This is a genomic window from Taibaiella lutea (assembly GCF_008629695.1).
GTDB classification, from domain to species: Bacteria; Bacteroidota; Bacteroidia; order Chitinophagales; family Chitinophagaceae; genus Taibaiella; species Taibaiella lutea.
Genome location: NZ_VWSH01000001.1, coordinates 1,442,919 through 1,468,645 on the forward strand (window position 1 = coordinate 1,442,919; position 25,727 = coordinate 1,468,645).

29 protein-coding genes and 2 tRNA genes are annotated in these 25,727 nt (G+C 38.4%); 18 read left to right on the top strand and 13 right to left on the bottom strand.

Annotated elements, in window-relative coordinates; all coding sequences use genetic code 11:
• Nucleotides 1-19 precede the first annotated feature (19 nt).
• On the top strand, nt 20-772 hold the full coding sequence (locus tag F0919_RS06135; RefSeq protein WP_150031824.1) for an SDR family NAD(P)-dependent oxidoreductase: 753 nt from the start codon (nt 20-22) through the stop codon (nt 770-772).
• Between the two features lie 278 nt (nt 773-1,050).
• On the opposite strand, the gene F0919_RS06140 is transcribed toward F0919_RS06135, so the two are convergent.
• Nucleotides 1,051-2,727, bottom strand: coding sequence for an OmpA family protein (locus F0919_RS06140; protein WP_150031825.1), 1,677 nt, complete (start codon nt 2,725-2,727; stop codon nt 1,051-1,053).
• A gap of 385 nt (nt 2,728-3,112) precedes the next feature.
• Between F0919_RS06140 and F0919_RS06145 the strand changes: the two genes are divergently transcribed.
• The 6 genes from F0919_RS06145 (at nt 3,113) to F0919_RS06170 (ending at nt 9,137) form a co-directional block, all read left to right on the top strand.
• A complete protein-coding gene (locus F0919_RS06145; RefSeq protein WP_150031826.1) occupies nt 3,113-4,081 on the top strand; it encodes a polyprenyl synthetase family protein in 969 nt (322 codons plus the stop codon).
• A gap of 117 nt (nt 4,082-4,198) precedes the next feature.
• A complete protein-coding gene (gene phbB, locus F0919_RS06150) occupies nt 4,199-4,942 on the top strand; it encodes an acetoacetyl-CoA reductase (protein ID WP_150031827.1) in 744 nt (247 codons plus the stop codon).
• 172 nt (nt 4,943-5,114) lie between these two features.
• Nucleotides 5,115-7,067 (top strand): glycosyltransferase family 2 protein, encoded by a 1,953-nt coding sequence (locus F0919_RS06155; protein ID WP_150031828.1) that lies wholly within the window; start codon nt 5,115-5,117, stop codon nt 7,065-7,067.
• A gap of 113 nt (nt 7,068-7,180) precedes the next feature.
• Nucleotides 7,181-7,254 (top strand) — tRNA-Asn (locus F0919_RS06160).
• A gap of 111 nt (nt 7,255-7,365) precedes the next feature.
• Nucleotides 7,366-8,943 (top strand): Na+/H+ antiporter, encoded by a 1,578-nt coding sequence (locus F0919_RS06165; protein WP_150031829.1) that lies wholly within the window; start codon nt 7,366-7,368, stop codon nt 8,941-8,943.
• Between the two features lie 120 nt (nt 8,944-9,063).
• Nucleotides 9,064-9,137: transfer RNA gene (locus F0919_RS06170), tRNA-Asn, on the top strand.
• A 99-nt stretch (nt 9,138-9,236) separates the two neighbouring features.
• Here the strand turns inward: F0919_RS06170 and F0919_RS06175 are convergent.
• The 4 genes from F0919_RS06175 to F0919_RS06190 form a co-directional block, all read right to left on the bottom strand.
• Complete coding sequence (locus F0919_RS06175) at nt 9,237-9,632, bottom strand: helix-turn-helix domain-containing protein (protein WP_150031830.1); 396 nt, start codon at nt 9,630-9,632, stop codon at nt 9,237-9,239.
• 256 nt (nt 9,633-9,888) lie between these two features.
• Nucleotides 9,889-10,323 (bottom strand): VOC family protein, encoded by a 435-nt coding sequence (locus F0919_RS06180; protein ID WP_150031831.1) that lies wholly within the window; start codon nt 10,321-10,323, stop codon nt 9,889-9,891.
• A gap of 57 nt (nt 10,324-10,380) precedes the next feature.
• Nucleotides 10,381-10,878 (bottom strand): SRPBCC family protein, encoded by a 498-nt coding sequence (locus tag F0919_RS06185; protein ID WP_150031832.1) that lies wholly within the window; start codon nt 10,876-10,878, stop codon nt 10,381-10,383.
• Nucleotides 10,875-11,192: an ArsR/SmtB family transcription factor gene (locus tag F0919_RS06190; RefSeq protein ID WP_150031833.1), complete on the bottom strand. Its 318-nt coding sequence runs from the start codon at nt 11,190-11,192 to the stop codon at nt 10,875-10,877. Before F0919_RS06190 ends, F0919_RS06185 begins: the two co-directional genes overlap by 4 nt.
• Nucleotides 11,193-11,398: 206 nt before the next feature.
• On the opposite strand from F0919_RS06190, the gene F0919_RS06195 reads away from it, so the two are divergent.
• Nucleotides 11,399-11,722 (top strand): hypothetical protein, encoded by a 324-nt coding sequence (locus F0919_RS06195; RefSeq protein WP_150031834.1) that lies wholly within the window; start codon nt 11,399-11,401, stop codon nt 11,720-11,722.
• Nucleotides 11,723-11,899: 177 nt separating this feature from the next.
• On the opposite strand, the gene F0919_RS06200 is transcribed toward F0919_RS06195, so the two are convergent.
• The 4 genes from F0919_RS06200 to F0919_RS06215 all read right to left on the bottom strand — a co-directional run bounded on the left by F0919_RS06200 (nt 11,900) and on the right by F0919_RS06215 (nt 15,372).
• Nucleotides 11,900-12,880, bottom strand: coding sequence for an electron transfer flavoprotein subunit alpha/FixB family protein (locus tag F0919_RS06200; RefSeq protein WP_150031835.1), 981 nt, complete (start codon nt 12,878-12,880; stop codon nt 11,900-11,902).
• Nucleotides 12,881-13,012: 132 nt separating this feature from the next.
• Complete coding sequence (locus tag F0919_RS06205; protein WP_150031836.1) at nt 13,013-13,756, bottom strand: electron transfer flavoprotein subunit beta/FixA family protein; 744 nt, start codon at nt 13,754-13,756, stop codon at nt 13,013-13,015.
• 159 nt (nt 13,757-13,915) lie between these two features.
• Nucleotides 13,916-14,794 (bottom strand): type IX secretion system protein PorG, encoded by an 879-nt coding sequence (gene porG / locus F0919_RS06210; RefSeq protein WP_150031837.1) that lies wholly within the window; start codon nt 14,792-14,794, stop codon nt 13,916-13,918.
• Between the two features lie 197 nt (nt 14,795-14,991).
• Nucleotides 14,992-15,372, bottom strand: coding sequence for a hypothetical protein (locus tag F0919_RS06215; protein WP_150031838.1), 381 nt, complete (start codon nt 15,370-15,372; stop codon nt 14,992-14,994).
• Nucleotides 15,373-15,502: 130 nt separating this feature from the next.
• Here F0919_RS06215 and F0919_RS06220 point away from each other — a divergent pair, with 130 nt between their 5' ends.
• Nucleotides 15,503-17,482 carry an alpha-ketoacid dehydrogenase subunit alpha/beta gene (locus F0919_RS06220; protein WP_150031839.1) on the top strand — a complete coding sequence of 660 codons (1,980 nt, stop codon included), beginning with the start codon at nt 15,503-15,505 and terminating at the stop codon, nt 17,480-17,482.
• A 71-nt stretch (nt 17,483-17,553) separates the two neighbouring features.
• Here F0919_RS06220 and F0919_RS06225 read toward each other — a convergent pair whose 3' ends face one another.
• On the bottom strand, nt 17,554-18,045 hold the full coding sequence (locus F0919_RS06225; RefSeq protein WP_150031840.1) for a gliding motility-associated C-terminal domain-containing protein: 492 nt from the start codon (nt 18,043-18,045) through the stop codon (nt 17,554-17,556).
• A gap of 138 nt (nt 18,046-18,183) precedes the next feature.
• Entirely contained in the window at nt 18,184-18,618 is a 435-nt protein-coding gene (locus F0919_RS06230; protein WP_150031841.1) for a hypothetical protein, read from the bottom strand.
• Nucleotides 18,619-18,991: 373 nt separating this feature from the next.
• Here F0919_RS06230 and rpmH point away from each other — a divergent pair, with 373 nt between their 5' ends.
• From rpmH to F0919_RS06255, 5 genes are all read left to right on the top strand, one after another.
• Nucleotides 18,992-19,147, top strand: coding sequence for a 50S ribosomal protein L34 (rpmH, locus tag F0919_RS06235; protein WP_150031842.1), 156 nt, complete (start codon nt 18,992-18,994; stop codon nt 19,145-19,147).
• A gap of 30 nt (nt 19,148-19,177) precedes the next feature.
• Nucleotides 19,178-19,597 carry a ribonuclease P protein component gene (gene rnpA, locus F0919_RS06240; RefSeq protein WP_190277288.1) on the top strand — a complete coding sequence of 140 codons (420 nt, stop codon included), beginning with the start codon at nt 19,178-19,180 and terminating at the stop codon, nt 19,595-19,597.
• Nucleotides 19,598-19,634: 37 nt separating this feature from the next.
• Nucleotides 19,635-19,847 carry a membrane protein insertion efficiency factor YidD gene (gene yidD, locus F0919_RS06245; RefSeq protein ID WP_150031844.1) on the top strand — a complete coding sequence of 71 codons (213 nt, stop codon included), beginning with the start codon at nt 19,635-19,637 and terminating at the stop codon, nt 19,845-19,847.
• A gap of 115 nt (nt 19,848-19,962) precedes the next feature.
• Nucleotides 19,963-20,805: a sulfite exporter TauE/SafE family protein gene (locus F0919_RS06250; RefSeq protein ID WP_150031845.1), complete on the top strand. Its 843-nt coding sequence runs from the start codon at nt 19,963-19,965 to the stop codon at nt 20,803-20,805.
• A gap of 100 nt (nt 20,806-20,905) precedes the next feature.
• Nucleotides 20,906-21,433 carry a ferritin gene (locus tag F0919_RS06255; RefSeq protein ID WP_150031846.1) on the top strand — a complete coding sequence of 176 codons (528 nt, stop codon included), beginning with the start codon at nt 20,906-20,908 and terminating at the stop codon, nt 21,431-21,433.
• 71 nt (nt 21,434-21,504) lie between these two features.
• On the opposite strand, the gene scpB is transcribed toward F0919_RS06255, so the two are convergent.
• Complete coding sequence (gene scpB / locus F0919_RS06260) at nt 21,505-22,314, bottom strand: SMC-Scp complex subunit ScpB (protein WP_235903466.1); 810 nt, start codon at nt 22,312-22,314, stop codon at nt 21,505-21,507.
• 163 nt (nt 22,315-22,477) lie between these two features.
• Between scpB and F0919_RS06265 the strand changes: the two genes are divergently transcribed.
• Nucleotides 22,478-22,951, top strand: a complete 474-nt coding sequence (locus F0919_RS06265) for a ribonuclease H-like YkuK family protein (RefSeq protein ID WP_150031847.1) — start codon at nt 22,478-22,480, stop codon at nt 22,949-22,951.
• Nucleotides 22,952-23,053: 102 nt separating this feature from the next.
• On the opposite strand, the gene F0919_RS06270 is transcribed toward F0919_RS06265, so the two are convergent.
• A complete protein-coding gene (locus F0919_RS06270) occupies nt 23,054-23,365 on the bottom strand; it encodes an HU family DNA-binding protein (protein ID WP_150031848.1) in 312 nt (103 codons plus the stop codon).
• A 456-nt stretch (nt 23,366-23,821) separates the two neighbouring features.
• Between F0919_RS06270 and F0919_RS06275 the strand changes: the two genes are divergently transcribed.
• From F0919_RS06275 to F0919_RS06285, 3 genes are all read left to right on the top strand, one after another.
• Nucleotides 23,822-25,012 carry a DegT/DnrJ/EryC1/StrS family aminotransferase gene (locus F0919_RS06275; protein WP_150031849.1) on the top strand — a complete coding sequence of 397 codons (1,191 nt, stop codon included), beginning with the start codon at nt 23,822-23,824 and terminating at the stop codon, nt 25,010-25,012.
• Between the two features lie 106 nt (nt 25,013-25,118).
• Nucleotides 25,119-25,349, top strand: a complete 231-nt coding sequence (locus F0919_RS06280; RefSeq protein WP_150031850.1) for a DUF433 domain-containing protein — start codon at nt 25,119-25,121, stop codon at nt 25,347-25,349.
• A gap of 1 nt (nt 25,350) precedes the next feature.
• Nucleotides 25,351-25,707 carry a DUF5615 family PIN-like protein gene (locus F0919_RS06285; protein ID WP_150031851.1) on the top strand — a complete coding sequence of 119 codons (357 nt, stop codon included), beginning with the start codon at nt 25,351-25,353 and terminating at the stop codon, nt 25,705-25,707.
• Nucleotides 25,708-25,727 lie beyond the last annotated feature (20 nt).

Sequence of the window (25,727 nt, forward strand, 5' to 3'; positions counted from 1 at the left end):
AAATCACACATTCAGATACATGAATATATTTATAACCGGAGCTACATCAGGCTTTGGAAAAGCAATTGCAGAAAAATTTGCTCAAAAAGGAAATAAGCTTTGGCTGACCGGCAGAAGAACAGATCGTTTAGAGGAAATAAAAAAGAAATTGACCAATGAAACGGACGTAGAAATTGAAATCAGTCAGTTGGATGTCAGGAATAAAGCAGATGTAGATACGGCTGCCGGGGAATTAATAAACAAATGGGGTCGACTGGACTTGTTGGTAAACAATGCGGGTCTTGCATTGGGAATGAGTACCATTGATGAAGGAAATACAGAAGACTGGGATACAATGATTGACACAAACGTAAAGGGCCTGTTATATATCACAAGGGCACTTTCTCCTCTCTTCCGGGAGCAAAAGCATGGTCACATTATTAATATTGGTTCCACGGCAGGTAAATCTGTTTACCAAAACGGGAATGTGTATTGCGCTACTAAATTTGCAGTTGATGCTTTAAATCAATCAATGCGTATTGACTTGTTACCTTATCACGTAAAGGTTACTGCTATTAATCCCGGAATGGCAGAAACAGAATTTTCACTGGTAAGATTTAAAGGTGATGCAGAAAGAGCACACAAAACATATGAAGGGTTTGCAGCACTAAAACCACAAGATATTGCTGATGCAGTTTTCTATTGTGCTATGCTTCCTTCTCATGTCTGCATTAATGATTTAACTATTACCTGCACTCAGCAAGCCAATAGTGTTTACAAAACAAATCTTTGATTTTATTGCCAAAACTGAAATATCTAAATAAAACAGTGCTATCCAAAATAAGGATAGCACCGTTTTATTTAGATAACCATCAACCTCGTATCAATTAAAAAATCTTATTGACAATTTCCAAATGAGCAATTTGCCTTATAGCGCTCTATCTAATCTATCAGGCTTAGCGTGAGAATTATATTCTAAATTCTTTTGGAAGAAAAAACTACATAAATAGACAATAAAAAAACTCCGGAATTATTCCGGAGTTTTTTTATTGTTATTGCAAAAGCAATTTCTTAGTTTTTAGTTCCCAATTGTGGGTGTGGAGGAGGTAAGTTTGAAGGACCTTCTTCACCTGGCATTGCAGTGCGGAACATTACGCAATTTGCATCACCTGTGCCACCTTGATATTGGAAGATAAACATATCACGACTGATTTGTTGAGTTTCGCTCATGTAGTTGATAACTGCATTAACGCGATCCCAAGAACGTTGTTGTTGAACTTTGCTATCACCTGCATTACCCAATACTACTACTTTACAAGTAGGATTAGTTTTCATTTGAGCAGCAAGGTTTGCCAATTGATTGTTTGCATCGCTGCTCAATTTAGCAGAGTTAGCTTTGAAGCAGATTGAACCTGCACCAACATTACAACCACCACCCATGCCAATGTGCTTGCAGCACTCAGGATCCGGGCATTTACCAACACCATCAGCATCAACTGGTTGACATTCTGTAGGAGTGATTAATTGTTTGTCTTTGTAATCAGGAACGCCATCACCATCTGTATCAAGCGGACAACCATGAGCATCAACAGCTACACCAGCCGGAGTATCAGGGCATTTGTCAAATTGATCAGTTACGCCATCACCATCAGAATCAGGAAGAACCGGATCAGGAAGACGCATGTGACGAGGATCAGCCAATTCACTGTAAACGTGATCCATTGGGTTAACCCACCACAAAGGCAATACGCTACGTTTTTTGTTACCTAAGTTGAACGCAAGACCAACAGATGCATAGTTAAGAACATCTTTATCCTGAGACAAAGCCATACCACCTGGATCTCTTTGTACACCGTCCAATTTATCAATACCAGACCATGTAATCTTATCTTCAATCTGTAAGGAAACGCGGTTACCTAATTTGAATTGAACACCAATACCACCAACTAATACAGGGCTAATTGCATTGTCTCCCCAAGTCATGCCACTGTTAGTGCCATTTCCGTTAGGAACCTGATAGTTGTAGTTATCAGCGTCTTTCAACCAGCTTTTATATTCGCTTTTTCTGTCAGCATTAGTCATTGCATCCAGACTCCCGAAATTATAGTTTGCACCGTTTGCATCCATTGTAGAGATTTTGGTATTCCATACCATTAAACCTGCACCGGCAAAACCATACAAACTTGCACTGTTTTTAGATTTGTGAAAATTAATGTTGTTGATAGCTCCTACAAATTGCAATGAAAGCTCATGCCCTGTGTATTTGTAGTTGCTGTAAATGTTACCGGCATAAGAACCGTTATTCCATGGAGCTTCTACAGAAGCCAATCTTGCACGGGTATCAAAACCGGATGCGTTTTGGAAGTTGTAGTTTAAACGTACAGACACGGCATAACCCAATGCTTTACGCAAACTGGCGCCAAAACCCATTGCATTCATAAACTTAGGAGCATTCCAAGGACCTTTAGATGTAACATCACCAAAGATGTTTACAACACCTGTATTGATTCCCAACTCCCACATATTGCGGGGCTTTGCTGGGAAAGCATATTGATGATTAAGGTATTGACGTTGTTGCTCCATTCTGCTTGAAGGAATGTACGTAGTATCCAAAGCGTCATAGCTTTGACCACGGTAAGTCATATCACGACCACTCCATGAAGCCTGATTTGATTCTTGAGCAAATGCCGGCTGTAAAGCTAATGCTGAACATACGCCTGCAAGCAAGATGTACTTTTTGTTGACCATAACGAGAGTTGTTTATTTAAAAAAAATTATGCGTTTTTTTGCAAAGTTCGCGACAAAGGTAAATCACCCAGTCCAAAAAAAAAAAAAATATTACTATTTTAAAACTTTAAATTATTGCCAAAATATTCTAAAATATATACAAATACATTGAACTAATAATAATTCCAGAATAAATATCTAAAGAATTCCGACTATAATTTCCGCTTCAAAATTTATTCATTTTCTTTAGGACAAAAATCGTGCCAAAAAGTTCAATTACGAAATATTTTTTTTCGGCTAAATCATTCAGCTTATATACTTTAGCGGTTCAAAACGGAAAATATCCATAAAATAAAGGGTAAAATAATGTTTTTTTTCACAAAACAACAATAATTTGAAAAATAAAATGAATGTTAACACCGCAAAAAGTCCGATTGCACAGGAATTAGAGTTGTTTGAAAAGAAATTTTCGGAGAGCGTACAAAGCAAAAATGCTTTATTGGATCGTATCATGCGGTTTATAATAAAGAGAAAAGGAAAGCAAATGAGACCTATGTTTGTTTTTCTTGCTGCAAAAATTTGTGGTGAAATTACTGAAGTAACTTATCGTGCATCTTCTTTAATCGAGTTATTGCACACCGCCACATTAGTTCATGATGATGTGGTTGATGATGCAAACCTGCGCAGAGGTTTCTTTTCTATCAATGCATTATGGAAAAATAAAGTGGCAGTATTGGTGGGCGATTATCTTTTATCGAAAGGCCTTTTACTTTCTTTGGAAAATAATGATTTTCAAATTTTAAAAATTGTTTCTACTGCGGTGAAAGAAATGAGTGAGGGTGAATTATTACAAATAGAAAAAACCAGAAAGCTCGATATAAAAGAAGAGATATATTTTGAGATTATAAGAAGCAAAACCGCATCCCTGTTGGCGTCTGCATGTGCGGCAGGTGCATGGTCTTCAACCGAAGACAACGAAATGTCTGAACGTTTCAGAAACTTCGGAGAGAAAATAGGCATCAGTTTCCAAATCAAGGACGATCTTTTTGATTATGGCCATGACAATATAGGGAAGCCAACAGGTATTGACATTAAAGAAAAGAAAATGACATTACCGCTTATATATACATTGCAACATGCTGACGAAGAAACCAAAAGACGTATTATTTACATTGTAAAGAACCAAAATAAGGATAAAGAAAAAGTCAATGAAGTAATTGATATCGTAAAAAAGAGCGGTGGTATAGAATATGCACATGGTAAAATGATGCAATATCAAAAAGAAGCAATGGATATTCTCTATCAATTTCCGGAATCCCCTTCCCGCACAGCTATGGCTGAATTAGTACAATATGTTACAGAAAGAAGATATTAATTTGACCTTTATCAAGATATACTCCTTCTTTACGTTTCTATTATTTAACTATTTTTTTTTGATATTTCTCTTCTTTTACAAAGCAATTTTATAATTTGGTTAAAATTTGCATATTGTATGGAAAACAAAAAACACATTGCACTTGTCACAGGCGCAACAGGAGGACTTGGTACACATATTTGTAAACGCCTTGCGAATGACGGATATATTGTATGCGCCAATTACAGATCAAAAGAAAAAGCAGATGCATGGGCAGCAAAAATGAAAGAAGATGGTTATGATTTCCATCTTTATCAGGCCGATGTTTCCGATTATGATTCTGTAGGCGAAATGGTTAAAAAAATCGAAGCCGATCATGGAACCATCGATATCCTGGTGAATAATGCAGGTATTACAAAAGACGGCGCTTTCAAAAAGATGTCTTATGATAATTGGGCTGCAGTAATTGCAGCAAACCTTACAAGTGTTTTCAATTGTTCCAGACACGTTATCAATCCGATGTTGGATAAATCTTACGGAAGAATCATTAATATCTCTTCTGTAAACGGCCAACGTGCTCAATTTGGCCAGGTTAACTACGCTGCCGCAAAAGCAGGTATGCACGGCATTACAAAAACACTCGCTATTGAAACGGCATCAAAAGGCATTACAGTAAATACCATCTCTCCCGGCTATGTTGCTACAGATATGGTTATGGCTGTAGCTCCTGAAGTACGTAATAAAATTATTGAAGGTATTCCCGTTGGCAGAATGGGAGGAACTGAAGAAATAGCACATTTGGTGTCGTTTTTAGCATCGCCGCAATCGGCCTTTATTACAGGCGCCAATTATGCCATTAACGGCGGACAACACGTTTTTTAATTACAATATTTCCGCAAGTCATATTCTTTTATATTTATCAAACTTTGCAATCCTTTACAGAAAATTTATTTTTGTGAATGGATTGCATTTTTTTACCCGGAAAATGCAGTTCTTTATAGCGGGATTTCATCTGGACAATTGAAAATATCAAGGATTTATACAGCGGCAAAAAATGTTACAAAATAAGATTACCGTCATCATAGTCAGTTACAATGTGCAATACTTCCTTGAATTGTGCCTGCATTCTGTAATCCGTTCGCTGCAAAATATGAACGGAGAAATAATTGTGGTGGACAATAATTCTTCTGACGACAGCTGTGAACTGGTACGTACTAAATTCCCTTCTGTAACTTTAATTGCCAATAAAGACAATGCAGGCTTTTCCAAAGCCAACAACCAGGGCCTGGATATTGCAACAGGAGCCTATATTCATTTTTTAAATCCTGATACGGTTGTTCCTGAAGATTTTTATCAAAAAACCATTGCCTATTTTGATGCCAATGAAAATGTAGGCTGTATCGGACCTCGCCTGATTGACGGCCGTGGGATTTATGCTGTTGATTCCAAAAAATCATTCCCCTCTTTCTGGACATCTGTTTTTAAGCTTACCGGTCTATCAAAATTATTTCCAAAATCCACCACCTTCAATAAATACTATGCTGCACAGGTAGATGAGTATGAAACGGCGGCTGTGGATATCCTTTCAGGCTGCTGCCTGTTGGTAAGAAAAAACGCCATGACAGAAGCAGGTGGCGGTTTTGATGAAAGCTATTTCATGTATTGCGAGGATGTTGATTTATGCCACAGAATCGGTATGAAGGGATATAAAAATGTTTATTTTCCTCAGACAAATGTCATTCATTACAAAGGTGAGAGCACCCGCAAATTAAGCTACCGCTACATGAAGATTTTCTATGAAGCGCATGCTCATTTTGTAAAGAAATATTATCCTAAAAACCTTGGCATTATATATATAGCCGCGCTCAGGAGCGTATTGGCTTTAAGAAACTTACTAAACTGGATCAAACATCTTTTAGCCATTTTCAAAATGTTTATCCTTGATGCTATTTTATTGACCTTAGTAACCATTTTTATTAAGAATTTCTGGTTCGACACCATTGCACAGGTAAAGCCGCAAAGCAATGCCGTTTTTTTCAAAACAATTCCTGTTTTTGTTGCTATATGGATGATCAGCCTTTTCTTTAATGGCGCTTATGACAAACCGTTCAGTCTCTTCAAAGCGGGCAGAGGCATGGTTTTGGGAACAATTATTGTATTGGCCGGTTATGGCCTGATGCCTTTGGAATTCAGATATTCACGTGGCATTGTTTTGTTCAGCGGCATGACGGCAACAGTTGTATTGCTGATGGCGCGCTGGCTGCTGGCTTTAATGAAATGGATTAAACTGGTTCCGAGAGGCAAAGTAGATTATAAAACAGCAATTATCGGTAGCAAAGAGGCTTATAATGAAACGGTAATCATCCTCAAGGAAAACCATTACAATCTTGAAATAATGGACAGGATTGCTGAAACGCCCAGTTTTGAAAAACAAGATCTCGGAAGCATTACAAGCCTGCCCTACATTCAGAAATTATACAGGATAAATGAACTGATATTTGACAGTGGCTCGCTCAGCTATCTGCAGATAATGGAACAGATGGAAAAATGCGCACCGGCTCCTTTTTACAAAATACATGTTCCAAACAGCAAAGGCATTGTCGGCAGCAATAATTCCAGGCACCATGCCGAGGAATTTTCATTAAACAAAAAATACAGTATCGGCGCTGCCTCCAATAAAAGAAACAAAAGACTGATAGATATATTGATGTCATTGCTTTTCATTCCGGCATTTCCACTTATTTGTTTCGGCGTAGCCGAAAAAGGCCATTTCCTGACCAATATTTTCGGTGTGATTGCGGGTAAAAAAACATGGGTTGGTTATAGAAAAGAATTACAACAATTGCCCCCGCTTAAAACGCCTGTTATTCCACCCTATATTATTTTAGGCGATCAGGAATTAGACAGCATTAATAACTTTCGCTTATCGCAGGAATATGCTCAGAATTACAGCGTGCTTGATGACATCCGCCTGTTATGGATCAATTTGAAATATTTAGGAAATTAATATTTCGCCTGATTAGAAGGCAAAAATAATCTCAGAATTTCTTTTCCATTTTTTTGGGAATTTTAAAATTAGTATTTACCTTTGCACTCCCAAGTACGAAGGGTACACAAAATTCTTCCTTAGCTCAGTTGGTTAGAGCATCTGACTGTTAATCAGAGGGTCGCTGGTTCAAGTCCAGCAGGGAGAGCAAAAGCCACTTACAAATGTAAGTGGCTTTATTTTTTTTGTTATTATGACCGCATCATAGTGTTTTGTATTTTCACCCTCAGTACTATAACATTTGATAAGAAAGTCATAGATGGAAAATTTCCCTTTTTACCTGTGTTTAATCGTAGCCATTGTGCTATTGATTATGCTTGCCAATAAAATTAAGGTAGCTTATCCGGTGCTGCTTGTAGTGGCAGGCCTGGCGATAAGTTTTATACCCGGCATTCCTTTAATACATGTCAACCCTGCGCTGATTTTCATTGTATTCCTCCCGCCATTGTTATATGAAGCGGCATGGGCCATTTCATGGAAAGAATTGTGGCGCTGGCGCCGTATTATATGCAGCTTTGCATTTGTGGTTGTTTTTCTTACCGCATTATCTGTTGCCTTTATTGCCAATCATTTTATACCCGGATTTTCACTGGCGCTGGGTTTTTTATTAGGAGGCATTGTTTCTCCGCCCGATGCCGTAAGTGCAGGCGCCATTTTGAAATTTGTAAAAGTACCCAAGCGTATGTCTTCCATTCTGGAAGGCGAAAGCTTACTGAACGATGCTTCCTCATTGATTATTTTCCGTTTTGCAATGATAGCCGTAGCTACCGGCCAGTTTATATGGTATAATGCTGCCTTTAGTTTCAGCTGGATGCTTATTGCCGGTGTGGGCATAGGTTTATTAATCGGCTGGGTATTTATGAAAGCACATAAATATTTGCCGACCGATGTAAATATGGATATTGTGCTGACCATTGTGGCGCCTTACATCATGTACATAGCAGCTGAGGAAATACATGGTTCGGGTGTACTGGCAGTGGTAAGCGGCGGTTTACTATTGTCCAATAAACGACACCGTTTTTTAAGTAGTACAGCCCGCCTGCGTAGCGTAAATTTCTGGGAGAGCCTCGTTTTTATTTTGAATGGATTGGTATTCTTGATGATTGGACTTGCCTTGCCTGAAATTACGGCAGGTCTTGCAGTTGAAGGCATAAGCATTTCTACTGCCGTAGGCTATGGCTTGCTTATTACGGCTATCCTTATAATAGGCAGGATTTTATCGGCTTATGGTGCCGTAATAGTAACGCTCATTATGAGAAACTTTATTACCGTGGCCGACACAAGAAACCCCGGATATAAAGTTCCTTTTTTATTGGGATGGACGGGAATGCGCGGTGTGGTATCGCTTGCTGCCGCATTGTCAATTCCGGTTCAACTTAGCGAAGGGGTACCTTTTCCGCAGCGCAACCTTATTTTGTTTATCACATTTATTGTTATACTAACCACTTTGTTATTGCAGGGCTTAACGCTTCCGTTTTTAATAAAGAAAATAAAGCTTCCTGAGTTTGATGATTATTTACCGGAAAATGAAGCAGATGAAGTGATAAAAAAAGAACTGGCAAAATACTCCCTGCAATACATTACGGATAATTACAACGAGCAAACAAACAATAATCATTTATTGCAGCAAATAGCCGATAAATGGAAATACAAAAGCGACGATAATATAGATCCCGAAATACCGGCGGAAATGAAGACAGTTTATATGAGTGTATTGAATGAGCAAAGACAATGGCTACTTAACCATAACAACCTTCATCATCATTTTGATGAAGATGTTATAAGAAAGCATTTAACACAAATAGACCTGGAAGAAGAAAAACTGAAATTTGTATAAAGTTTACAACCCATGCGCAGATTGCTTATTAACTGTCACGAAAAAATCTAATCAATTTTGATGTAGGATTTAAAATTTGTCATTACATTTGCACACCTCAAAAGAACGGGGTATAAACATTCTTCCTTAGCTCAGTTGGTTAGAGCATCTGACTGTTAATCAGAGGGTCGCTGGTTCAAGTCCAGCAGGGAGAGCAAAATAAAAAAGGGTTTCAAACTATATGTTTTGAAACCCTTTTTTATTTTTCCAGAAGGCAGATTGCTTCACAAAACGAAAGTTTCCTTCCATTATTTCTACTTCATCTTTTCCAGAATCTCTTTCATCAGCTCTACCTTTTCGCGCTCGCTTGCCAACAAGCGTTCAAACAATTCCATTACCTTATCAAGAGGATTAAAAGTACAATTGAAATTAGCCGTTCCTGCATTTGCTACTGCACCATCATGAAATGTATTGGAAATAATATTTATCGCCTGTTCTTCATCAAAATTCTGAAAAGCCTCTACCGGTATTTTCAGCACGGTAGCTATTTGTTGCAATATAGGAGTGTCTATGGTTTCTTTCTGCTCCAACAGCGAAATCTTTTTCTGGTTCCAGTCCTCGCCCAAATCATAGGCCAAAGCCTCTTGTTTAATACCCATCATTTCCCTGAAGCGTTTAACGTTACGGCCTTCGTGTATTTTTTTATCCATGTGCTTCTCTATTTTCAAAACTCAAATGTAAGTTTTTCCCTGCATAAAATTGTTCACGGAAAGGCAACGATATTTTGTTTAAGATGGTACCAGCCCGACCGTCGGAGGGGTCAGATGGCTCCAATCCATTTCCAAATAGCCGTCGGAGAGGTCAGATGGCTCAGTTACTTCCAAAATGCAGTGTCCCAAAAAGTTAGACACTTATTGGGACACTGTACAATGCAAGCGGCTTTATTATTTCTTATAAAATAATTTCCTATTGCTGCTCCGAATAATTGAACATCCAACGGATGCCAAAACGATCGAGGCAACAGCCCCAATAACCCCAAAATTCCTGCCGCATCGGCGCACAGTCTGTAGCTCCCTGAGAAAGTTCATTATATAATCTGTCTGCTTCTTCTTTGCTGTCCGGCTCCAGATTAATGGTAGTGTTATTTCCAACCACAAGTTTATGGCCCATGCTTTCGAGCATGTCCGTACCCATAATATTTGTTCCGCCCAAAATTGGCAGGCAAACATGCATTACACTATTTGCATCTTGTTCTGAAAGCGGCGGCATTCCTTCCGGAACGGGAACGTCTTTCATTTTCATTACCGGTCCTATAAATTCTGTTTTAAAAACATCTTTATAGAAGTTAAATGCCTCTTCGGTATTACCTTGAAAATTAAGGTAGATGGATACTTTTGCCATGTTGTGAAATTGTTTTTTGCTGATTGATGATATTACAAGAACAGTTTTATGTTGCAATTAAAATTTACGATTTGCAAGCAAGTCATTCAGTTGTTTAAAGCAAATAGTAATACCTTGTTCAAAGCCCATGTCTACAATGGTTTGCAAGGCTTCCTCTGTAGGATAATACAATTTAAATTCAACCGTTACACCTGTGGCGGTTTCTGTAAAAACATTTTGTCCTTTTGATACAGGCATAGCTGCATTCATATTCCCGTTTTCATCACAAAAACCATCTTCAACATTAAAGCTTTTGTGATTATCAATTGCAATATAATTCATCCGGGCCCAGTGCTTTTCATTTTCAGGACCTACCATAGCGTAAAGCCAGGATCCGCCTACTGAAAAATCCATAGATTTTGTTTCGGCCCTCCAGGGAGCAGGCCCCCACCATTGGTCCAATAATTCGCTTTCGGTGAAACAACGCCATACATTTGCGATAGGCGCTTCAAATTCTCTTGATACAAGAATGCTTTTTTCTTTAAAGTCTTTTACGACATTGGTTTTGCTGTTCATTTTTTAGATTTTATTTGGTTTAAAACGATATCAAGTTGATTAAATCTGGTATCCCACATTTTTCTGAAAGGCTCTATGAAATCTGCAATCTCCTTCATCTTCTGCGGTTCAAAATGATAATAAATCTCACGTCCTATTTGTTCCTGCTTCAAAATCTGACATTCCGTCAAAATTTTTATGTGCTTTGACACAGCTTGTCTTGTAGTATTAAAATGTTCTGCCAATGCGTTGGGCGTCATTGCCTGTAAGGCTATCAGCCCTATAATGGCTCTTCGTGTAGGGTCGGCAATTGCCTGAAATACGTCTCTTCTCATGCTGTAAATTTATACTGAAACCAATCAGTTGCAAATATAAGCGCAACTATTTGATTGCACAAGTTTATTTTAAAAAATTATCATAAAATCTGGAACAGCCACTCTATGGAATTATGTACGAGTTACTGCCATGCCTGAATATGCCAAAACCAAAACTGTTATCGATAAAAATCTGCGATATTTGCCGGTATTAATCATTTGTTTCAATGACACCGGAAGAATCATTATATCTCAGCATCGGACAAAGCATGAATGACACTGTGCAAAGCCAGTTATTTGGCAAGCCTTGTTTTAAAACCGGCGGGAAAGCTTTTATTTGTTTCTTTCAGAATGAAATGGTTTTTAAGCTTATGGGAGATGTGCATAAGGAAGCCATCGAACTGCCCGGCTCCACGTTATTTGATCCTTCAGGGAAAGGAAGACCTATGAAGGAATGGGTGCAGGTTTCTTACAACCATAAAGATAAATGGCAGAAGTTTGCCGAAGCTGCATTGAAATATGCAATAGGAAACAGGAAAACCATGCAATGATATTTAGTTAGGAAGATGCAGCAGAATGTTATAAAAAAGATTTGACAACTTTTTGAAAGTTGTCAAATCTAAGTGGTGAAGATTTCGTAAATCCTCATTAATATTCAATAAAAAAGGTTTGACAACTCACATAAAGTTGTCAAACCTGTAAAATTAAAATTTGTATAAAATAAAATCTTAGTGTTGTGCAGCCTTAAATTTCTTAACCGCTTCAGTCAGCTTAGGCAATATTTCAAATGCATCACCAACAACTCCATAATCAGCAGCCTTAAAGAACGGCGCTTCAGGGTCTTTATTAATAACTACAATTGTTTTAGAGCTGTTTACACCTGCAAGGTGTTGAATAGCGCCTGAAATACCCACAGCAACATACAGATTAGGACGGATAGTACCTCCTGTTTGTCCAACGTGCTCATGGTGCGGACGCCAGTGAGCATCTGCTACCGGACGGCTACAGGCCAATGTTGCACCAAATGCTTTTCCAAGATCTTCAAGGATACCCCAATTTTCAGGTCCTTTCAAACCACGGCCACCGGAAACAACCAACTCAGCTTCACTCAACGGAACTTCACCTTTGATAACATCTTCAGAAACTTTCTTAACACCGAAGTCAGCATCTGTAAGGTTTGCATTCAATGCTGCAACAGCTACGCTGCCTTCGCCTTTGGTAACTTTAAATGTATTGGGAACCAAAGAAATAATCTTCACATCTGAAGTAACTTTTACAAATGCAAATGCTTTACCGGAAAACACTGTTTTCTTAACCACGAAACCATTATCGGTTGTCGGGTAGTCAATAGCACCGCTTACCAGACCGGCTTTCATTTGAGCAGCTACCATACCGGCAACGGATTTACCACTTACATTGTAAGAAAGAATAATCACTTTTGCACCGCATTGCTGCGCAGCAGCAGTAATTGCCTTGCTGTAAGCTCTTGCATTGAAGTTATCAAAACGGGCATCATTCAAATGCAACACCTGCGTTGCACCATATTGACCCAAAAGATTTAATTCATCGTTACTGACAGTTCCAAGAACAGCAGCAACTACCTCTCCGCCACCAATGCGCTTTGCAGTTTCGGCAGCATAGTTAACGGTTTCGAAAGCTTTCTTTTTAAAACTTCCTTGTGTATGATCAACAAATACTAATACTGACATCTTTATTTGAAATTGGAAATTTGAAAAATAGTATCAAGATTTTAGTATTTAGTATCAAGATTCATATTTTAAATAGATGATTTATACATCTCTCAATCTTGATACTTAGTACTTGATACTCTATACTTATAATTAAATAACTTTTGCTTCGTTGTGAAGTGCTTCTACCAACTCATCCATTTGGTCGATAGTAAATAATTTCACACCTGTTTTTGCAGGCGGTAAATCATAAGCAACAATTTCAGTCAACGCACTTACAGCAGCAGGTTCTATTACGTTCAACGGTTTGGTACGGGCAGCCATGATGCCACGCATATTAGGAATACGGGCTTCGGCCATTCCTTTCTGACAAGAAACAACCAATGGCAAAGCTGCCGTAGAAGTTTCTTCGCCACCTTCAATTTCTCTTTTTACGGTTACAGCACCGCCTTCCACATTAAGAGCAGTAGCAAAACCAATGAAATTATAATCCAGTGCACCTGCAATGGTAGCACCGACAGAGGCATTATTATAGTCAATAGATTCTTTACCGGCAAGAATAAGGTCATAACCTTTATCTTTTGCAAATGCGGCAATTTGCTCAGCGATCAAGTAAGTATCGCTGCTTTCTATGTTGATACGGAAAGCCTGATCTCCACCTAAAGCCAAAGCTTTGCGCATTACAGCTTCCGCTCCCGGATTGCCTGCAGTAATCAAATGCACTTCTGTAGCAACGCCGGTTTCCTTCAATTCAAGCGCACGTACCAAAGCATACCACTCATCATAAGGATTGATGATATAAGTAACACCTTGTTCGTTGAATTTGGTATTATTGTCTGTGAAGGCAATTTTAGAAGTAGTGTCCGGAGCCTGGGCAATACATACAAGTATTTTCATTAGCTTTTATTTTTTGCTTACGCGATTCTTTTAAAATGGTCGCAAAGATAAATAAGAAATATTATTGGAAAAGTAATTTTACTGTCAAATTCGGGAATAAATACAAAATGGACTGAATTATCAGCCCATTTCATACACAACCTATATTTTAAATAAACACTATCTTGCTCCGAAAATGCGCGGGCATTTTGTCTGGATATATCGTTTTATGTTAGGAAACGCATCAAAGTAAATTGTAGCGGAAACACCTGCAGTCCAATACCAATCATTACGTTTATAATCGCCACGTTGGAATTTGTAGTTTGGATAGTTACCGTCCCAATCAGGATTTGTATTACCTCTGTATGCCATATCTACCGCTTTTTGTCCTTTGTATGCAAGCAAAGTATCCATATTCACATAGGAACGGCTTACATCATCCAGATAATCGCTTGTAGTATAGCGCAATCCTACTTCGGCCGTAAGCATTACCGTATTACCGATAAAGCATTTAATACCACCGCCAAAAGGGAACATTGCATTCACCAACGGATAAACCTTGCGGTCAGGGTACATAGGCAGGCCCTGGCCTTCCGTTCCCAAATCACGAAGATTTGTTTTATTGTCCAGTGCATCTCTGGTAAATGGTTTTCCGTAAAACGCACCTATGCCGGCAAAGACAAATGGTGTGAAATGGAATTTCTCCATGTCAATAGGCAACAAGTTAAGTTCAATACCACCGTAAACCTCAACCAAATTATTAGTAAAGTTCAGGTTTCTCAATTTGTTTGCAGCAATATCTGAAAGGCTGTCGGCACCGGTGATACTTATATACGATGCACCAAAACGGAATCCGACTCTCGGATTTACAAAGTATTTATATATAATACCTCCACTGGGTTTATATGTGCTGGCATTTTGAATACCTGTAGGTACCCATTTCGTCTGCAAATCACCGTAGTAGTTAGAGGCACCAAGCCATATACCAATCTCATGATGCTTTTGCGCCGATGCAAACAAGGGAAGCGCCATGAGGCAAGAAAGTAATAGTCTTTTCAAGATAACAATTTTAGTATTTAGATAATGCAAATGCAAGCCTTCATGGCCGGCATATTTAATACTCGAAAAACAAAAGACGTTACAAATATAATTTTTAGAATCGAAAAACAAAAGGAAGCTTACTTTTTTTTTATCCCCGACAACTGATATGGCAAATGTTTCGTCCTTTTCCCAAAAAATGCAATTAATAAAACATATCAGGTATTGTATTTATTATTGATTTCCACAACCCATTGCTTTGTTTTTGCAAGAGCCATAAATACTATTGCCGTAACAAAACCTATAAATATAAAACCAAGAATCCAGAGTGTTTGTTCCCCACCCGGCAATTCTTTCTTCTGAGCTACAAATACAATGCCTATTATTTTGAAAGCTAAACCGGCAGCGCCCATTATAACTCCACTAATAATAAGTATAGGATTGAATAACAGCCGGAATATCTGTTCAGGATTTTGCTGTCCGGAAGACAATGTATGTGTAAATATTCCGGAGAGAACCTGTATATATTGTGTCATAAAAACTAAAAAAGCAATAATGCTCAAAAAGAAACACAGGATGAAAACGCGATAAAGATTCATAAATTGATGATTGCGTAAGTTAATAGCTGATGAAAGTACAAAATCTTATTAGATTACGTGCAATCTGTTTCCGCAATTGGAAGTGAGTTGGTTGCAATTTTCTTTTACCTTTGCGCCAAATTTCGAATATATGCAGTTTTCCCGCCAAGGCTTGTCGGATGATTTGTTATTAAGCCTTTACAGTGAAATCATTAAACCTCGTATGATTGAGGAAAAAATGTTGATCCTGCTCCGTCAGGGAAGGGTGAGCAAATGGTTTAGCGGTATTGGCCAGGAAGCCATTTCAATTGGCGCTACTATGGCAATGGACAGTGATGAATATATCATGCCGCTGCATAGAAACCTGGGAGTCTTTACAGCACGTAAAATGTCTTTTGCAGAATTGTTTCTGCAATGGCAGGGAAAAAAAGAAGGCTTTAGTAAAGGCCGCGAGCGCTCTTTTCACTTTGGAAGCAACAAACATCATATTTGCGGTATGATATCGCACCTCGGCCCTCAACTGGCAATTGCCGATGGTATTGCCCTGGCTCATAAACTGCGTAAAGAAAACAAAATATCTCTTGCATTTTCGGGTGACGGCGGAACGAGCGAAGGCGACTTCCATGAAGCGCTGAATACTGCTGCCGTATGGGGACTGCCGGTTATTTTCATGATTGAAAACAATGGTTATGGCTTAAGTACACCCATCAACGAACAGTTTGTCTGCAAACAACTGGCAGATAAGGGCATAGGTTATGGAATGAAGAGTATTGTAATTGATGGCAATAATCTTCTGGAAGTATATAAAACCGTTCAGGAAGCGCGTCAATATTGCATTACAGAGCAAAAGCCGATTTTAATCGAAGCCATGACCTTTCGTATGCGCGGGCATGAAGAGGCAAGCGGCACCAAATATGTACCCAAAGAATTGTTTGAAGAATGGGGCAAGAAAGATCCGGTTAAGAACTATGAAGATTTTCTGTTGAATGAAAAAGTCCTGACACCTGAAAAGATAGAAGCCATTAAGCAAACAATTCAACAGGAAATTGAAGCCGGTCTGGAAATCGGCTTTGCTGCTCCTGCAATTGTTGCGAATACAGAAGAGGAAGTTGCAGATGTTTACAAACCTTTTAAGGCGGCAAATACAGATACTTCCGCTATGCCCAAATCTGAAAAGAAAATGATTCAGGCACTAAGTGAAGGCATGCGTCAGGCAATGGAAAAACATGACAACCTTATCCTGATGGGGCAAGATATTGCCGAGTATGGCGGTGCTTTTAAATTGACGGAAGGATTAGTCGAAGATTTTGGTAAAGGACGTGTAAGAAATACACCTTTATGCGAAAGTGCAATTGTAGGAACAGCGTTGGGTTTATCTATCAAAGGTTTTAAATCCATGATGGAGATGCAATTTGCCGATTTTGTTACGGTTGGCTTCAATCAGATTATAAATAACCTTGCCAAAATCTATTATCGCTGGGGGCAAAATGCAGATGTAGTTGTCCGTATGCCAACGGGCGGTGGCGTAGGTGCAGGCCCTTTCCATTCCCAAAGCAATGAAGCATGGTTTACGCATACTCCCGGATTGAAAGTAGTTTATCCTTCTACTCCTGAAGATGCCAAGGGCCTGTTGTTAGCTTCTTTTGAAGATCCGAACCCGGTTATGTTCTTTGAGCATAAAGCATTGTACAGAAGCATCAGCGGTATGGTTCCTGACGAGTATTATACGATTGAAATAGGTAAGGCAAAAGTGGTTCAGGAAGGTGAAGACATGACCATTATTACTTATGGCAGTGGTGTTCATTGGGCGGCAGACTATGCTAAACAGCATCCTGAATTATCGATTTACATTCTTGATCTGCGCACTTTATTGCCGTTGGATTACGATGCCATAAAAGAGGCAGTAATGGCAACAGGAAAGGTTTTATTACTCCATGAAGACACTTTAATCGGCGGCATTGGCGGTGAATTGAGTGCATGGATTTCTGAAAATTGTTTCCAATATCTTGATGCGCCTATTATACGTTGTGCAAGCCTGGATACGCCTGTTCCTTTTGCTATCGAACTGGAGCAAAACTTTCTGGCGAAGAAGAGATTGGGAGAAAGTGTGGAGAAATTGATGAGGTTTTAAAAATGTCATATCAATAATTAAAATGTCCGGACAATGCTGTCCGGACATTTTAATTATTACTAACGGCTATATTATTTACAAAGCAAAAAGGTTTCTGCAGAAGAACCTTTCAAATAACCATCTGGCGCATTTGGGTCATACTGGTCTCCAAAGACCAAAGTCGAAGCATCAAATCCTTTTGGTAAACATTTATAAACATAGAAGTCACCGCAACGGTTGTAAGTATATCCCTGATGGCTTTTCGCCATTACTTTATAATGGTATAAGGTCAATCCGGATTCAGCATTATCCGGCATCCAGCCCTTGTACAATTCATGAGTTTCAAATATTAATCTGTTATCAGTATCATAAACTGCAAAATGAACAGAATCCATATTTCTCGTAAATGGAACGAAAACATCATTTAACCCATTCCCATCCGGCGAAAATGCATTGGGAATAAATAAGGAACTGCTATCGTCTGCGGGCGCCATTTCATTTTGGACACCGCATTCAAATTTGTCTTTCTTGCCGCAGGAATAAAGCGATATGAGTAGTAAAATACTGTAAAAAATACGTTTCATGAGTAGTGTTTATGGAAATTCAGCAAAATCAGAAGCCAAAATAATAAAAATAGGATTACATCAGATTGAATATAGGGTATTAATTATAAAAAAAGCATAGGTAGTGCAACTACCTATGCTTAAATTTTTCACTTAGTTCTATAGAACATTATGAGCAACAGACATTGTAAATTGCTTATCTGCTATCTTTTTAATATAAACCGTATATTCATCAGTCATTGATGTGTTATACACATCGATTGTAACCACATCGTTAATTACTGTAGGCAAGGCCGGAAGAGGTGCTGAGTTTGTATAACCTGTAGCACCAATAGTCACTTTAATATATTTACACAGAGCCAAATGTTGTTTTGTATCTCCGGCAAGATATGAATTTGTTGAAGCCAGTCCTCCTGTACCGGAGCTTGTTGATATCATTTTTAAGGTAACTGTTCCGCCGTCATAGCAGCCATTACCGCTTATTGGACAGGTTGTTCTTGTTATTGTGTTCTGTGTTGCTTGTTCTTGTCCAAAAGAAGTAAAAGAAAAAGCAAGGCAAATAATTGCCAATAGGGACATTAATCTGGTTTTCATTAGTTTTTTTGTTTAGTTGGTTAAATTAATCAGTACAATTATTTAAGACTGTGCACCGCCTCAATGTATCGTACGTATTGCATTTCAAATGTCTGTCAGTTTGGGTTTTCTCAGGATAATTTTCTTGAAAGCGTAGATTTTTTTCTTGACAACGTTTACACTATGTTTTCGTAATGAAAACTGATTAGTGAGTAGATTAGCATAATTTTGCTTTATCTGGTAAATATTCCGGACATTTTTTGCTTTGGCAAGATTGTGTAAATTTATTTTTGCCATTCAGAAATTTACTTATACCTTTGCATTCCTTTTGAAAAATGTTGCCGAGGAGGGTTGCATTTTTTATTGTAAAGAAATTGCTTAATAAAAGAATATTATGAAACGTACTTATCAACCTTCACGTCGTCGTCGTAAAACAGTTCACGGATTCCGTAAACGTATGGAAACCGCTAACGGACGTAAAGTATTAGCTGCACGCCGTAAAAAAGGACGTAAGAAACTTACTGTTTCTGACGAGCTTCGTTTGAAATAAAATCATTTCAAATTCTAAATACCGTTCATCTTGAGTACCAATAGTATTCAGCAACGGTACACGCTGCAAGCAATTGAAAGATTGAAGCTGCGTAAACAAATTGAAACGCTTTTCCAAACCGGAGAGGCGTTTTCTGTTTTCCCGTTGCGCATTGTTTATCGCCTCATTCCATTATCGGATGCATCTGCCTCGCCGGTGCAAGTGGGCTTCAGCATTCCAAAAAAAAGAATTAAAAAAGCCGTCGGACGCAACAGGGTACGCCGGTTGCTGAAAGAAGCCTGGCGTTTGCAAAAGCATCCGCTTTATGAAGCAATGCCCCAAAACCAACAATTACACTGTTTCTTAATCTATACAGGTGAACCATTGCTTACCTTTGAGGAGGCTAAAAAAGCTGTGCTGAAATTGCAGCAAAAGTTAATACCTAAATTGAAGACTGATATTAGTATTTAGATTTCAGATATTAGATTGGTTGTTGTCAGAATTCAATATGTTCAAAGTATTCTTCATATTATTAATAAGGGCTTACCAAAAAATACTATCTCCTGTTTTGGGGGCTAATTGCCGCTATACACCTACCTGTTCGCAATACGGAGTTGAAGCCATTCAAAAATACGGCGCTTTCAAAGGCGGCTGGATGGCTTTGAAAAGAATTGCATCCTGTAATCCGTGGGGAGGTCACGGACACGATCCGGTACCTTGATTTTTCAGGAATCAAAGAGCTGATGCCTAAATCAGAAGCTGAAATTTAGTTTTTGAAATCCGGGCTTTGGATTTCATTTTGACTTTTAACGTTTGACTTCTACCTTTACTGGCTCATGTCGGTACTTACATTTTCCATCATATCGTTTTTAGGTTCTTTTCTGGCCGGATTATTAGGCGCGCTTACAGGCCTTGGAGGTGCAGTTATTATTATTCCCTTGCTTACATTAGGTCTTGGTGTTGATTTTCATTATGCTATCGGAGCAGGATTGGTATCTGTTATTGCAACATCTTCGGGAGCAGCGGCAGCTTATGTAAAAGAAGGCATAACTAATATGCGTATCGGTATGTTTCTTGAAATAGCCACCACTTTAGGAGCAGTAGTTGCAGGTGCTTTTCTCACTAATTATTTAGACCCTAATATCCTGAGAATTATTTTCGGATTGATTCTTTTGTTTTCTGCTTTCATGTCTTTAAAGAAAAAAATAAACCATGAAGACCACGGCACACCGCAAAAATGGTCAAAGACATTTAAACTGAACGGAAGCTACCCTACGCACGAAGGCATTAGTTTTTACACCGTACGAAATGTTATCGGCGGATGGTTTATGATGCTGATAGCAGGTATAATGTCGGGTTTGCTGGGCATCGGCTCCGGGGCATTAAAGGTTTTGGCAATGGACAATATCATGCGTGTTCCTTTTAAAGTTTCCACTACTACCAGTAATTTCATGATTGGCGTTACTGCGGCAGCAAGTGCGGTTATTTATTTCCAGAAAGGTTATATCAATCCGGGCATTGCAGCGCCTGTTATGTTAGGTGTTTTGATTGGCGCTATGTTTGGCGCAAAAATATTAGTAAAAGCTCAAACCAAATGGTTGCGTTACGGCTTTGCCATTGTTGTAACCTATCTCGCCATCCAAATGATTTATAACGGCATGATGCATCCGAAAGCATAATTTTTCTTTACCTTTATTTTGTTGGAAACAAGCGTAATCTTCCAAATCATTATCAATACTCCGGGCAAGATTAAACTTAAGAACTAAAAATATTCAAGCTATGTTATCAAAAGTAATTCAGGAAGCACTTAACAGACAAGTGGCTATGGAAGCCGAATCTTCACAAGCATATTTAGCTATGGCATCATGGTCTGAGATTCAGCCGGGACTTGACGGCGTGACCGACTTTTTCTACAAACAATCTGATGAAGAACGTATTCACATGCTGAAGCTGATTCGTTATATCAATGAACGTGGCGGATTTGCAGTAGTACCGGCTTTGCCTCAGCCAAATATCACTTTTCAATCTTTGACCCGTGTTTTCCAGGAGCTATTGAAACATGAGGTAAAAGTTTCGGAAAGCATTAATGACATAGTAGATCTTGCTTTAAGGGAAAAAGATTTTTCAACACACAATTTCCTGCAATGGTATGTTTCTGAGCAGATTGAAGAAGAAAGACTGGCACGCACTTTAAACGATAAATTAGAATTAGTGGGCGATGATAAAAGTGGCATTTATTTATTTGACAGGGATATCATGTTGTTCAGGACAGCAGCTGCAAAGCCGAAAGGCGGTTCGGCAGAATAAAATTCCCTGCATAAGAAAAGCCTGCATTCATTCAGAGTGCAGGCTTTTTTATTTTATTCAGAAATCAAAGATTATACTCCGAATTCCTCCGTATCATTTTCAGCTTCCTTATCATTTGCATCATCTTCATCTTTTTCCATCCTCAATTCTCCCGAATCATCCACCATCAGCTTGCCGCTGATGTGCTCATCAGGAATAGCTTCTTCGCCTTTTGTCGGGAATACAATTTCAGAATTTGCCACTTCATTTAATTTAGGCAAATCATTGGTGCTGTTCACGCCGAGATAATCCATGAAATTCTTTGTGGTGGCATAAATCAATGGTTTGCCCACAGCATCTTCATTACGTCCTGCAATTACAATCAATTCTTTTTCCAGCAATTTCTGGATAGAATAATCAGAACTTACGCCACGGATAAACTCAATTTCCGATTTTGTAATGGGCTGCTTGTAAGTAATAATAGCCAATGTCTCCATTGCGGAAGAAGAAAGTTTCTTGATATATTTATCACCATTCAGCTGCATTACAGTCTGATGATAGGTTTTCTTTGTAAGAAACTGATAACCACCACCGGTTTCTCTCAATTCAAAAGGATAATAATCCGTATTATATTTATCTCTTACCGCTTCAAGGCAAACAGAAATTTTATCAGATTCCAAAGGCTCATCTATAACATTCCCCAATAGTTCCACCATTTCCATTTGAGGCAAAGGACGGTCGCTTGCAAAAATAAGCGCTTCAACATGCGGCATCAATAATTCCAGTTCCATAGTTTGTTTCTTGATTTTCCTGTTCGAAAATAATACAGCTTTTGCATCTTGACTTAAAAAGTAATACACAGATGTGCATAAATTCAGGGTTTGGTAAGCTAAGTTTTTCACTTACTGATAATTGCACGAACCCTTGAAAACAAACAAGCGATATTCATGCCGTTAAAATGTTTATAACTTGTGCAATTCATCTTTTCATAATATCACAAAACCTGCACTCCTTTGTTTTTATGGGTAACTTTAGTAATATTTTCAAATCAAAACACAATTTTCTATGCGTTGGAGAACTTTTAAAGGTGATAGTATTACGTTGCCGATTAAGACGGCTGTAGAACAAGCTATTGTGCGCGAAACAAAAGCAGGATATAAACTAAAGGTATGCATCGGCACCGACTCTCAGGTACATGGTGCACATACCGACTTTGCTACAGTCATTGTATTCCTGAGAGAAAAACACGGCGGGTTTATGTTTATTCATAACGAACGTTCGCATCATCCATTTTCCTTAAAAGAAAGAATGCTTACGGAAGTTGCGATGAGCATTGAAATTGCGTATGAGCTTTGTGATCTATTCACTACTTATGATGTGGATATGGAAGTTCATGCTGATATTAATACGAATCCTCAATTCAAAAGCAACGAAGCATTGAGAGAAGCTACCGGTTATATCCTCGGAATGGGCTTTGCATTCAAAGCCAAACCTGAAGCATTTGCAAGCAGCTGCTGCGCAGATAAGGTTATAAATTAACTTATTGAGTATTCTCCAATAAGTCAGTGATAGAACATCAAAAAAAACTGCAACCTTAAAATCAAGGCCGCAGTTTTAAAATTTCTTTGTCTGAATCAAAAATTATTCTTCCTCAGTTCCGTCAGTTTCTTTGGTTGCATGTTCTTTTACGGTCTGCATAAACTCTTTTGCCGGTTTAAATGCCGGAATAAAATGCTCCGGAATTTCAACAGCTACATTCTTTTTTATATTACGGCCTATTTTAGCTGCTCTTTTTTTAACGATAAAACTCCCAAAACCTCTTACATAGACGGCTTCTCCATCGGTAAGAGATGTTTTGACTTCTTTAAAAAAGGTCTCCAAAGTAACTAAAACGTCCACCTTGGGAATTCCCGTTTTATCGGCTATGCGTGCAACCATGTCTGCCTTTCTCATAAACTAAGTTTTTGATGTTTTTGGATGGATTAAATATTAAAAATTGTACCAATTTAAAATGAAGAAAGGTTTCTTTAAAGGGCCTTTTCAGTCCTAAATGTGCAACAATCTCAAAACTATAGAATTGTACAGCAAATTTATGTTAAAGAAAGCATTATCATTATGAGTTAAGTAAATTTTTAATTTGTTTTAACTTTTTCTTATTGATTTTACGGGTTTCTATTAGTCCGTTTTCAACAAATATCTATTGAACAAATATGTACTTGAAATTTTGTATTAAAACTGACTCATTTTAATACACAACACAAAATTCCGGGGAATGTTCATATTCCGGTAATGTAAGCCTCAAAATTATATATTAAACGTCTTACATTTTAAAAATCGCCCCGAATCAGTCTCATCTTTTCCGCAATTAATATTCCTTACTTTTGCAGCCAATAAAAACACATTAAGAATATGCCCGGATTTGAATTTTTTGGAGCAGAGGAACGAAAAGAAGTAAATGAGGTTTTAGAAAGTGGTATACTGATGCGCTACGGTTTTGACGCGCAGAGAAACGGCCATTGGAAAGCAAAAGAACTGGAACTGGCATTATGCGAAAAACTGAATGCACCTTATGCTCAGTTAACTTCAAGCGGAACATCAGCATTAACAACGGCGATGGCTGCTTTGGGTTTAGGTGCGGGTGACGAAATTATCATGCCTACATTTACTTTTGTTGCAAGTTTCGAATCTGTACTGTCTGTAGGAGCTATTCCTGTTCTGGTTGATATTGACGATACGTTGACTTTATCTCCGGCGGCGGTTGAAGCAGCTATTACACCAAAAACAAAAGCCGTAATGCCTGTGCACATGTGTGGCTCTATGGCTGATTTGGATGCTCTAAAAACTATTTGCGACAAACATAACCTTATTCTTCTGGAAGATGCCTGCCAGTCTTTTGGCGGCACCTATAAAGGTAAAGCCCTTGGCACTATTGGTGACGCGGGTACATTTTCATTCGATTTCGTAAAAACCATTACCTGCGGCGAAGGCGGGGGCATCGTTACCAACAGCAAAGATGTTTATACAAAATGTGATGCTTATCAGGATCATGGGCATGACCATTTAGGCATTGATCGTGGCGCAGATTTACATCCTTATCTCGGTTATAATTACCGTATTTCAGAATTGCATGCTGCTGTAGGTTTGGCACAATTGCGAAAGCTGGATACTTTTCTTGAAATACAAAGAAAGACAAAGAAGATTTTTAAGGATGCTTTGTCTGCCATCCCGGAAGTTTCATTTAGAAGATTGCCTGACGAAAGCGGCGATACAGCAACCTTCTTAGGATTTTTCCTTCCTGATGAAGATACAACACGCAAAGCTGCAGCAAATTTAAAAGCAGCAGGCATTGTGAATTTTTATTATTACGACAATAACTGGCATTATATCCGCAACTGGCAACATTTCAAGCAATCACAATCTTTAAGCCGCTTCGGCAGTGAACTACAGGCGGCAATGAAAGTTTATGAAACAAAAGAATTTCCGGTTTCAGATGCATTGATAAGCCGTTGTATTTGCACACCGATTAATCTTGGCTGGAGTGAACCAGAAATTGTTGAAAGAACGGAGAAAATGGTAGCAGCTGTAAGAGCGGCAATCTGATTTTGAAACTTCAGCAAGTTCAGATAATGCTTTTACGTTGAGTTTGTTAAAACAATAACTCATTCGTATACATCTAAACTGAACTGTAAAAATCGTAATTTGCAATATGAACTGGCAAGAATATATAGTTTCTGACAATCAGGTTTTGCTTGGTAAACCAACAATAAAAGGAACGAGAATATCTATTGAGCTTATTCTGGAATTGCTTTCAACAGGCTGGACAGAGTATCAAATTTTAGAATCATATCCCTCACTTTCAGTTGAATCCCTGAGAGCTGTATTTGCTTATCTTAAGGCTTGTATCCAACAAGAACTATACTTTCCAATTTCAGCTTAGTATGTTTTTAGCAAATGAAAATTTCCCTAAGCCGAGTACAATAAAACTGCGCACGAATGGATACGACGTCAAAAGCATTCAGGAAGACTCGCCCGGCATTTCAGATAGTGAGGTAATCAAAATTGCATCAGAGCTTAATCTGATAATTCTTACTTTCGACAGCGATTATGGTGAATTAATTTTCAAATATGCTAAAGAAACTCCACCTGCGGTAATTTTTTTCAGGGAAAAAGGCTATGATCCTGAATTCGCAGGTGCTGCTCTTTTATCTTTACTTAAAAGCAAATCACTAATCTTTTCAAATGCCTTCACAGTAATTGAAAGTAATAATGTAAGGCAAAGATTTTACAAAAAATAACACTCTCTATTCTTGCTGTT

Bases quoted from the DNA above. Each gene is read 5' to 3' on its own strand.
- F0919_RS06135 (WP_150031824.1), top strand. From the start codon at position 20: ATGAATATATTTATAACCGGAGCTACATCAGGCTTTGGAAAAGCAATT.
- F0919_RS06140 (WP_150031825.1), bottom strand. From the start codon at position 2,727: ATGGTCAACAAAAAGTACATCTTGCTTGCAGGCGTATGTTCAGCATTA.
- F0919_RS06145 (WP_150031826.1), top strand. From the start codon at position 3,113: ATGAATGTTAACACCGCAAAAAGTCCGATTGCACAGGAATTAGAGTTG.
- phbB (WP_150031827.1), top strand. From the start codon at position 4,199: ATGGAAAACAAAAAACACATTGCACTTGTCACAGGCGCAACAGGAGGA.
- F0919_RS06155 (WP_150031828.1), top strand. From the start codon at position 5,115: ATGTTACAAAATAAGATTACCGTCATCATAGTCAGTTACAATGTGCAA.
- F0919_RS06165 (WP_150031829.1), top strand. From the start codon at position 7,366: ATGGAAAATTTCCCTTTTTACCTGTGTTTAATCGTAGCCATTGTGCTA.
- F0919_RS06175 (WP_150031830.1), bottom strand. From the start codon at position 9,632: ATGGATAAAAAAATACACGAAGGCCGTAACGTTAAACGCTTCAGGGAA.
- F0919_RS06180 (WP_150031831.1), bottom strand. From the start codon at position 10,323: ATGGCAAAAGTATCCATCTACCTTAATTTTCAAGGTAATACCGAAGAG.
- F0919_RS06185 (WP_150031832.1), bottom strand. From the start codon at position 10,878: ATGAACAGCAAAACCAATGTCGTAAAAGACTTTAAAGAAAAAAGCATT.
- F0919_RS06190 (WP_150031833.1), bottom strand. From the start codon at position 11,192: ATGAGAAGAGACGTATTTCAGGCAATTGCCGACCCTACACGAAGAGCC.
- F0919_RS06195 (WP_150031834.1), top strand. From the start codon at position 11,399: ATGACACCGGAAGAATCATTATATCTCAGCATCGGACAAAGCATGAAT.
- F0919_RS06200 (WP_150031835.1), bottom strand. From the start codon at position 12,880: ATGTCAGTATTAGTATTTGTTGATCATACACAAGGAAGTTTTAAAAAG.
- F0919_RS06205 (WP_150031836.1), bottom strand. From the start codon at position 13,756: ATGAAAATACTTGTATGTATTGCCCAGGCTCCGGACACTACTTCTAAA.
- F0919_RS06215 (WP_150031838.1), bottom strand. From the start codon at position 15,372: ATGAATCTTTATCGCGTTTTCATCCTGTGTTTCTTTTTGAGCATTATT.
- F0919_RS06220 (WP_150031839.1), top strand. From the start codon at position 15,503: ATGCAGTTTTCCCGCCAAGGCTTGTCGGATGATTTGTTATTAAGCCTT.
- F0919_RS06225 (WP_150031840.1), bottom strand. From the start codon at position 18,045: ATGAAACGTATTTTTTACAGTATTTTACTACTCATATCGCTTTATTCC.
- F0919_RS06230 (WP_150031841.1), bottom strand. From the start codon at position 18,618: ATGAAAACCAGATTAATGTCCCTATTGGCAATTATTTGCCTTGCTTTT.
- rpmH (WP_150031842.1), top strand. From the start codon at position 18,992: ATGAAACGTACTTATCAACCTTCACGTCGTCGTCGTAAAACAGTTCAC.
- yidD (WP_150031844.1), top strand. From the start codon at position 19,635: ATGTTCAAAGTATTCTTCATATTATTAATAAGGGCTTACCAAAAAATA.
- F0919_RS06250 (WP_150031845.1), top strand. From the start codon at position 19,963: ATGTCGGTACTTACATTTTCCATCATATCGTTTTTAGGTTCTTTTCTG.
- F0919_RS06255 (WP_150031846.1), top strand. From the start codon at position 20,906: ATGTTATCAAAAGTAATTCAGGAAGCACTTAACAGACAAGTGGCTATG.
- F0919_RS06265 (WP_150031847.1), top strand. From the start codon at position 22,478: ATGCGTTGGAGAACTTTTAAAGGTGATAGTATTACGTTGCCGATTAAG.
- F0919_RS06270 (WP_150031848.1), bottom strand. From the start codon at position 23,365: ATGAGAAAGGCAGACATGGTTGCACGCATAGCCGATAAAACGGGAATT.
- F0919_RS06275 (WP_150031849.1), top strand. From the start codon at position 23,822: ATGCCCGGATTTGAATTTTTTGGAGCAGAGGAACGAAAAGAAGTAAAT.
- F0919_RS06280 (WP_150031850.1), top strand. From the start codon at position 25,119: ATGAACTGGCAAGAATATATAGTTTCTGACAATCAGGTTTTGCTTGGT.
- F0919_RS06285 (WP_150031851.1), top strand. From the start codon at position 25,351: ATGTTTTTAGCAAATGAAAATTTCCCTAAGCCGAGTACAATAAAACTG.